This window comes from Microbacterium sp. 67-17 (assembly GCF_001898325.1).
In the GTDB taxonomy this organism is placed as follows: domain Bacteria; phylum Actinomycetota; class Actinomycetes; order Actinomycetales; family Microbacteriaceae; genus Microbacterium; species Microbacterium schleiferi.
The window spans coordinates 233,968-242,313 of the sequence record NZ_MKTR01000034.1; the positions used below are offsets into that span (position 1 = coordinate 233,968).

General features: G+C 67.9%; 5 protein-coding genes. 2 read left to right on the top strand and 3 right to left on the bottom strand.

All coding sequences use genetic code 11. From position 1 onward, the window contains the following. The first annotated feature begins 224 nt into the window (after window positions 1-224). The gene (locus BGO47_RS14270; RefSeq protein WP_292712947.1) at window positions 225-2,471 is read left to right on the top strand and encodes a DEAD/DEAH box helicase; all 2,247 of its coding nucleotides are present in this window, start codon (window positions 225-227) and stop codon (window positions 2,469-2,471) included. 128 nt (window positions 2,472-2,599) lie between these two features. On the opposite strand, the gene BGO47_RS14275 is transcribed toward BGO47_RS14270, so the two are convergent. Next, on the bottom strand, window positions 2,600-4,714 hold the full coding sequence (locus BGO47_RS14275; protein WP_292712949.1) for an intein-containing Rv2578c family radical SAM protein: 2,115 nt from the start codon (window positions 4,712-4,714) through the stop codon (window positions 2,600-2,602). Between the two features lie 236 nt (window positions 4,715-4,950). On the opposite strand from BGO47_RS14275, the gene BGO47_RS14280 reads away from it, so the two are divergent. Then, window positions 4,951-6,114 carry an acyl-CoA dehydrogenase family protein gene (locus tag BGO47_RS14280; RefSeq protein WP_292712951.1) on the top strand — a complete coding sequence of 388 codons (1,164 nt, stop codon included), beginning with the start codon at window positions 4,951-4,953 and terminating at the stop codon, window positions 6,112-6,114. Between the two features lie 107 nt (window positions 6,115-6,221). Here the strand turns inward: BGO47_RS14280 and BGO47_RS14285 are convergent, their stop codons facing one another. Both BGO47_RS14285 and BGO47_RS14290 read right to left on the bottom strand, forming a co-directional pair. Beyond that, a complete protein-coding gene (locus BGO47_RS14285) occupies window positions 6,222-7,064 on the bottom strand; it encodes an energy-coupling factor transporter transmembrane component T (protein ID WP_292712953.1) in 843 nt (280 codons plus the stop codon). Beyond that, window positions 7,061-8,346 (bottom strand): ATP-binding cassette domain-containing protein (locus BGO47_RS14290; protein ID WP_292712954.1); only part of this gene is annotated, 1,286 nt, incomplete at its 5' end. The genes BGO47_RS14290 and BGO47_RS14285, both read right to left, overlap by 4 nt.

Below are 8,346 nucleotides of genomic sequence, written 5' to 3' on the forward strand. Positions count from 1 at the left end.
TGCCCGGGTGAGGGTCTTTCCCAGGGTGACCCGCTACGCTGGATCGGTCGGCTCTGGACATTGCCTTGTATGGCGAGTGGGTTTGTGAGTCCTTGGGGCCGATGGTGAGCGCCGATCGGCGTGCATGACCATCACATGAATGGCCCCCGGCCAAGAGAGTCCGGGCCTGTCGAGCGCGTCTCGACTGCTGTTCTCGTGCGAGAGAACCCAGGAAGAACACACCCATGCCCAAGAGCAAGAAGCCGGCCGGCGGCCGCGCAGCCAAGAACTTCGAACCGCGCTACGGAGAGAAGACCGCGTACCAGGACCGCAAGCGTCGCCCCGGTACGTCGTCGGCCGGAAAGCCCGGTAGCAAGAGCCCGAGCCATCGGGGCTACCGTCCCGAGGCCGCAGAGTCGAGCGGCGAGCCCAAGCGTCGCTGGACGGCGCAGGAGCGCGCAGGTCGCGACGAGGCTCGCGCCATCCGTTCCCATGCTCGGGACGACCGTCCGCGTCGTGATGACCGCCCGGCTCGCGATGATCGCCAGCGCCCCGGCGGCTACGACCGCGGGTCGCGCGATGACCGTCCGGCCTACGGTGACCGTCCGCGTCGTGATGACCGTCCGGCATACGACCGTCCACAGCGCGACGGCCAGGATCGCTACGGTGACCGCCCGCGTCGTGATGATCGCCCCTCGTATGGTGACCGGTCGCGTCGCGATGATCGCCCGCAGCGTGATGACCGTCCGCGTCGTGATGACCGTCCCTCATACGGGGATCGTCCGCGTCGTGATGACCGTCCCTCGTACGGGGATCGTCCGCGTCGTGATGACCGCCCCTCGTACGGTGACCGCCCGCGTCGTGATGACCGCGGTGGGTACGGGGATCGTCCCCGTCGTGATGACCGTCCTTCGTACGGTGACCGCCCGCAGCGTGAGGGTCAGGATCGTTACTCGGAGCGCCCGCGTCGTGATGACCGTCCCTCTTACGCAGACCGCCCGCGTCGCGATGATCGCCCGCAGCGTGATGACCGCTCCTCGTACAGTGACCGTCCTCGTCGGGACGACCGTGCTGGTTACAGTGACCGTCCTCGTCGGGACGACCGCGCTGGTTATAGTGACCGTCCTCGCCGGGACGACCGCGCTGGTTCTGGCGACCGGCCGCGCCGCGACGACCGCCCGCGCCGCGATGACCGTCCGAACCGCTCCGACTGGAACGCGCCGACGCGATCTGCTGCGCACGAGGAGCACGTGGATGTCGTCCACGAGCGTCTGCAGGCCGAGGCCGTTCAGGCTGACGCCGTCGAGGGCGTCGGCTTTGGTGACCTTGGACTCGGTGAGAACATCGTCCGCGTGCTCGCCGAGCTGGGGGCGGCATCCCCGTTCCCGATCCAGGCGGCAACCATCGCTCCGATCCTCGAGGGACGCGACGTGTTAGCCCGCGGCCGAACCGGCTCGGGCAAGACCATCGCCTTTGGCGCCCCGCTCGTGGAAAGCATCCTGCGCTCGCAGGCCGGCACCCGGCGGGAGTTCGGCCGGTCGCCCAAGGCGCTCGTGCTAGCTCCGACCCGCGAACTCGCGCTGCAGATCGACCGCACGATCCAGCCGATCGCTCGCAGCGTCGGCCTGTTCACGACCCAGATCTACGGCGGCGTGCCCCAGGCGCGCCAGGTTGGTGCCCTCAAGAAGGGCGTCGACATCATTGTGGGCACCCCCGGCCGCATCGAGGACCTCGTCGAACAGGGCAAGCTCGATCTGTCCGAGGTGCGCATCGCCGTCCTCGACGAGGCCGACCACATGTGTGAGCTGGGCTTCCTTGAGCCGGTGCAGCGCATCCTGCGTCTGACCGCCGACGGCAGCCAGAAGCTCTTGTTCTCGGCGACGCTCGACCGTGAGGTCGCCGCGCTCGTCGATGAGTTCCTCGTCGAGCCCGCCGTCTACGAGGTCGCCGGTGAAGACCAGGACTCGAGCACCATCGAGCATCGCGTCCTCGTGATCGACCACCGCGACAAGGCCGAGATCCTGACTTCGCTCGTCGATCGTGATGGCAAGACCCTCGTCTTCGCCCGCACGCGTGCGTACGCCGAGATGCTTGCCGAGCAGTTCGACGACGCTGGCATCCCGTCGCTCGCCCTCCACGGTGACCTCAACCAGGCCAAGCGCACGCGCAACCTCGAGAAGCTGACCTCGGGCCGGGTGCGGGTGCTCGTCGCGACGGATGTCGCCGCGCGCGGCATCCACGTCGACGACATCGACCTGGTCGTACAGGCCGACGCCCCCGACGAGTACAAGACGTACCTGCACCGCTCGGGACGCACCGGCCGTGCGGGTCGTGAGGGTCGCGTCGTCACGCTCATCACGCGTCAGCGCCGTCGCCGCATGACCGAGATGCTCGACCGCGCCGAGATCGAGGCGCCCTTCGAGGACGCCCGCGTCGGCGACGACCTTCTCGAAGAGATCGCGGGCCGTCAGCTCGCCGACGTCGACGCCTGAGGCCGAGGCCATCCCCCGCGCCTCGGCAACATCCCTGACGTAGGCAATATCCCGCAGGCAGGACGAATCCCCACCGGATCGTCCTCCCTGCGGGATTTGTCCTACGGCGGTGTGCAGAAGGCGTCGCCTCAGAAGAGCATGGCGGCGGCGTCAGCCCGCCGGCCACGCGAGGTCGTGACGACGGATGCCGCAGCTCTCCGCGCTGCCAGGCCGGGCACCGGCTCGCGTGGGGGCGCTTCTTCCTCGGCGTGCCCGGTCAGGCCATGCACCCGCAGCAGCGGGCGGACCCGCTTGGCCAGCCACTGCCGGTACGGCTTCGGCGCGTACGCGGAAGCGCCCGGGTACAGTCCGCGATACGACCCGACGAGTTCCGGATGCTCCCGCTGGAGCCACTGCCAGAACCACTGCTTCGCCCCCGGGCGAAGGTGCAACGCGCCGAACACCACCCGGTGTGCACCGGATGCGCGGATGCGTCCCAGCGCATCATCGAGCGTGGCGATCGAATCGGTGAGGTGGGGGAGGATCGGCATCAGGAACACGGTGACGCGGAACCCGGCATCCGTCGCCGCTCTCACGGTCTCGAGCCGCGCCGCCGCACTCGGCGTCCCCGGCTCGAGCGTGCGCTGCAGGGCGTCGTCGAAGACGGCTATCGACATCGCGAGGGAGACATCGACCTCACGCGAGGCTTCTGTCAGAAGCGGCAGATCGCGGCGCAGCAGCGTCCCCTTGGTGAGGATCGAGAACGGCGTGCCGGCGTCCGTCAGCGCCTGGATGATCCCGGGCATGAGTCGGTACCGTCCCTCTGCGCGCTGGTACGGGTCGGTGTTCGTGCCGAGCATGACCGGCTCGCCCGTCCATGACGGTCGCGCGAGCTCGGTGCGCAGCACGTCGGCGACGTTGACCTTCACGACGATCTGCGAATCGAAGTCGCGCCCGGCATCCAGCTCGAGATACTCGTGCGTGCCGCGGGCGAAACAGTTGTGACTAATAACGCCGTTCGCGATGAAGTCGCCGGTGCCGGTCGTAATGTCGACCATGTCGATGCTGTGACCGAGATCTTCGATTCCGACGACGCGGAGATCGCTCGATGTCTTCACCGCAGTGTCGACGATCGACAGCTTCCTCGTGATTGCGGGGTGTGAGATATCGAAGAAGCGCATCCGTGAAGCCAGCCCGCCGGTGACACGAATAGCGCTGACCCCGTTCGGTCGTGGCCCCTCGGTGACGGCAGGGATGTCAAAGCACGCGAGCGCCTCTCGCACCGTGCCGAGCACGTTCTCGCTCTTGTTGCTGATTCTCAGCACACCCTGCGAACAGGAGCCTTCGGCGTCGAAGATCCCGCCCAGGTATCCGGCGAGCCACTCCTCGCTCGGGTGTGTGGGTCGTTGGATGAGGGTCTCAATTGCGGCGACCCCCTCTTTGCGTGCTGTATGGATGGCGAGCATGGCGCGCCGCTGCTCGGTGGCGGCTGTAAACGGCCTGACGTTGGTGGGGATTCCCTCGAGCGCCAATAGCGCCTGGGTGCGTTCCAGAGCCTCCGTGTCCGCGAGCGCGAGCCGAAAGGCGTGAATCGTCCAGGTGCGCTGCGGACGCGGATATGTCTTGTGCAGAATCATCCCGTCGCCCTGGATCATCCCCGCCAGGTAGCCCAGCCGCCACGATCTCTCGGTGGAGTCGTGCCCTGCCGCTCGAGCCGTACCAATCCCGAAACCCATCAGCCGGTTGTTGAGTGTCAGGTAGGGGCGCTGGCCGGGGCCGCTCATCGCGCCCATCACGTGCTTCCAGCCCCGCTCGGTCAAGAAGCGGTGATCGGCGCTGGCGATGAGCTCTGTCCCATCGGCGAGGGTCACGCGGTGCGCGCGTCGATTCGTCGTCCACTTCGCGCGCACCGTTGTGGCGACGTACCGGCGGTACTCTCCGCGGCGTTCCGTGCCGATGATCGAATCGCCGACCCGGAGATCGCCGAGGGCGCGGGTGCGGCCGTCGGCGAGCAGGATCGTGGTTTCCGGAGCCAGGCAGTAGGAGCAGGCATGACTGCAGCCCCGGTAGGGGTTCACTGTCCAGTCGAACGGCATCGCCGATGCGCCCGGCACGTGGTTGAGGGCGCTCTTGGCAATGACTTCATGGAAGGTCATGCCCGCGAACTCGGGCGTCGTGACGGACCGGACGAAGCCGCCGAGGTGCTCCATCCCAGGCAGCGCGTTGGCGTCGCTCGCTCCGATCGCTTGCCCGTTCCATCGCATCTGCACAGTCGAACAAAAATACGATGAACTGTCAACCCGCATGGCTGATCATCCGAACCAGATGCCGAACCTGGAGGCATCCTACAAACGCGAGACGCGGTACCGCCCCACGTGAACCCCAATCCCACACCGGGTTCGAAACGAGGGTGGCATGCGGGCATAGAATCGCGTCGGCGATGGGGCCGATCCGCCGATTCCGGCAGGCCCGCGCCATCGATGTGGAAGGAAGGGCTCACATGGAGCGCGACATCTACGACGAAGACCACGAGGCGTTCCGCGACGTCGTCAAGGAGTTCGTCAAGCGATACGTCACGAACGAGGCAATCGCCCGGTGGGATGCCGACGGCGAGATCGACCGCGACACGATGAAGGCTGCGGGTGAGTCCGGGCTCATCGGACTGTCGGTGCCCGAAGAGTTCGGCGGGGCCGGGATGCTGCAGGACTACCGCTTCCGGGCGATCGTCATGGAAGAGGTCATCGCCGCGGGCTCGGGATCGCTGGCCGGCGCGTTCGGCATTCAGGATGACCTCGCCGTGCCCTACCTCGTGCACATGGGCACGCAGGAGCAGAAGGAGAAGTGGCTTCCCGGCATGGCGACCGGAGAGGTGATCGGCGCGCTCGCGATGACCGAGCCCGGCGCCGGCAGCGACCTGCGCGGCATCAAGACGACCGCGAAGAAGGTCGACGGCGGCTACATCGTCAACGGTGCGAAGACCTTCATCTCCAGCGGCAAGACCGCCGACCTCGTCGTCACCTTCGTCAAGACCGGTGAAGGCAACCGCCCGGATGCCTTCAGCCTGCTGCTCATCGAGAACGGCATGGCGGGCTTCGATCACGGCAAGAAGCTGCACAAGATGGGCTTCCACGGTCACGACACCGCCGAGCTCTCGTTCAGCGACGTCTTCGTTCCGGAGGAGAACCTCATCAGCGGCCGTGAGGGCATGGGCTTCGTACAGCTCATGATGAACCTGCCGCTCGAGCGCATGTCGATCGGTGTCGCCGGTGCCGCCGCGGCGCAAGCTGCCCTGGACTGGACGCTCGCCTACACGAAGGATCGCGAAGCGTTCGGTGAGCGGATCGCCGACTTCCAGAACACCCGATTCCGGCTTGCCGACATGGCGGCATCGGTCGAGGCTCTCTGGGCATATACCGATCGCGTCATGCGCGCCTACAAGGACAGCAAACTGAGCGCCGAAGAGGCAGCGAAGTACAAGTTCTGGGCGACCGAGCGGGAGTGGGAGGTGCTCGACCTCGGCGTCCAGCTGCACGGTGGCTACGGCTACATCACCGAGTACCCGATTGCGCGCGCGTTCCTCGACGCTCGCGTCCACCGCATCTATGGCGGCACGAACGAGATCATGCGCGAGATCGTCGGGCGGGACCTCGCCGGCAAACGCTGATCACTCGTCGCACCACGGATGCCGCGACACCGCCCTCTGAGGAGGCGCGGGTCGCGGCATCCGTCGTTCTTTGCGGCGGCGCCGGCCCGGACAACTGTGCTGGCTGACTAGGCGAGGCCCCAGGGGAAAAAGAGGGTGAAGAGGGCGGCGGATGCTACCCAGAAGGCGGCGATGAAAACGACGTCGCGGGTGCGGAACGGGACGAGATGGCGCTCGGTGCGATCGGGGTAGGCGCCGAAGGCGCGGGAGTCCATCGCGAGGGCGACCCGCTCGGCGTGGCGGATGGCGCCGGCTAGCAGTGGCACGAGGTAGCTGGCCCACCGGCGCAGGCTCGCGATCGGTCCGCGCCCGCGGTGCGCGCCGCGGACGCGATGGGCTTGACGGATGATCTCGAGCTCGTGACCGAACCGGGGCACGAACCGGAAGGCTGCCAGCGCCGTGTACCCGATCCGGTAGGGGACGCGCAGCTGCTGCACGCAGGCCCGTACGAGGTCGGGGCCGGTCGTGCTGAGGCCCGGGATGAGCGACAGTGCGAGGATCGCCGCAAGCCGGAGGCCCGTTGCAAGTCCGATCTCGAGCGCGCCGGCGTACAGCGTCCACGCCCCGATCTGCAGCACGGGCGGGGTGTTCGCGACGAGTGCGGCATCCGTCCACAGCGCGAAGCCGAACCCCAACACCAGGGTCGCGCCGGGTATCACCAGCGCGAGAAGGACGGCGGATCGGATGCTGAGGCTGACGCCCACGAGCAGCACGAGGTACGACAGCGCCAGAAACGCCAGCGGTGTCGCAAGGTCGCGCACGAACACGAGCAGTACGAGGGCCGGAAGGACCGCTGCGATCGTGGCGAGCGGATTCAGTCCGTAGAGGAAGCGCACCGCCGAGGTGCGTCGCACTGCGGCGTAGGGGTCATCGGCAACGGATGCCGGGAGCAGTGTCGGTGCGGTCGTCACGACACACCCCCGGGAAGGTCAGCGACCCGCGTGATCGTGCGCAGCTCCGGGTGCGTTGCAAGCGGCGCGAGGGCGCGCGCAAGTGGCGGCACCCGCAGCCCTGCGCGGGCGATGAGCTCGGCATCCGCGAACACGTCGCCCGGAGTTCCGGTCGCGGTGACGCGCCCCGCCTGCATGACGGCGACGCGATCGGCGTACTCGGCGACCAGTTGCATGTCGTGGGTGACGACGATGATCGTCGTGCCTTCGCGATTGAGGTCGCGCAGGAGCCCGAGAAGCTCATCTGCTCGCGCGCGGTCCTGCCCGAAAGTCGGCTCGTCGAGGGCGAGCACCCGGGCCCCGGCTACAAGGGCGGTTCCAACCGAGAGGCGCCGCTTTTGCCCGCCCGAGAGCAGGAACGGGTGAACGTGCGCTCGCTCGCGCAGCCCGAAGCGGTCGAGAAGATCGAGCGTGCGCCTCTCGATCTCGGCCTCGTCGAGGTGCTGGCGGCGCAGGCCATGCGCGATTTCGTCGAACACTGACGCTGCGATGAACTGGTGCTCGGGATTCTGGAACACGAACCCGACGTGGGTCGAGAGAGCGCGGTCGTCGAGTCGGGCAACGTCGAGGCCATCGATGTGGACCGTGCCGCGGGGCGGAGTGAGCACGCCGGCGAGGGCTTGGATCAGTGTCGTCTTGCCCGCCCCGTTCGCGCCGACGATCGCGAGGAACTCGCCGTCGCGAACGTCGAGCGCGACATCCGTCAGCACCTCGGTCTTCTTACGGCGCAGCGTGAGCCCCCGCACCTCGATGCGCGTGCCGGATGCCGACGCGACCGCCTCGGTAGCCGCAGCCGTCTCGCGCAGAGCGGGCGGCGCGGGTTGACGCTCGAGCGCCTCGCGCAGCTCCTCGGGGCTGATCGGCAGCGGATCGAAGCGGTACCCGGCCTCACCTAGCCGCAGAGCCGCGAGGGTCGAGGTCGGCAACCACACGCCGAGCGCGTGCAGTTCCGCCGCGCGCCCCCGCAAGATCTCGTCCACGGGGCCATCGGCGATCACGACGCCGGCAGCATCGAGGACGACGACGCGGTTCACGAACGAGGCGGCGGCATCGAGGTTGTGCTCGATCAGCACGATGCCCTTGTCGCCGGATGCCGCGAGCTCGGTCAGCGCGGCGTAGACGTCCTCGATGCCTTGCGGATCGAGGTTCGCGGTCGGCTCGTCGAGAACGAGAAGCGGGGAACCCATAGCGAGGGCGCACGCGATCGCGAGGCGCTGCCGGCCGCCACCGGAGAGGCGGTCGG

Bases quoted from the DNA above. Each gene is read 5' to 3' on its own strand.
- BGO47_RS14270 (WP_292712947.1), top strand. From the start codon at position 225: ATGCCCAAGAGCAAGAAGCCGGCCGGCGGCCGCGCAGCCAAGAACTTC.
- BGO47_RS14275 (WP_292712949.1), bottom strand. From the start codon at position 4,714: ATGCGATGGAACGGGCAAGCGATCGGAGCGAGCGACGCCAACGCGCTG.
- BGO47_RS14280 (WP_292712951.1), top strand. From the start codon at position 4,951: ATGGAGCGCGACATCTACGACGAAGACCACGAGGCGTTCCGCGACGTC.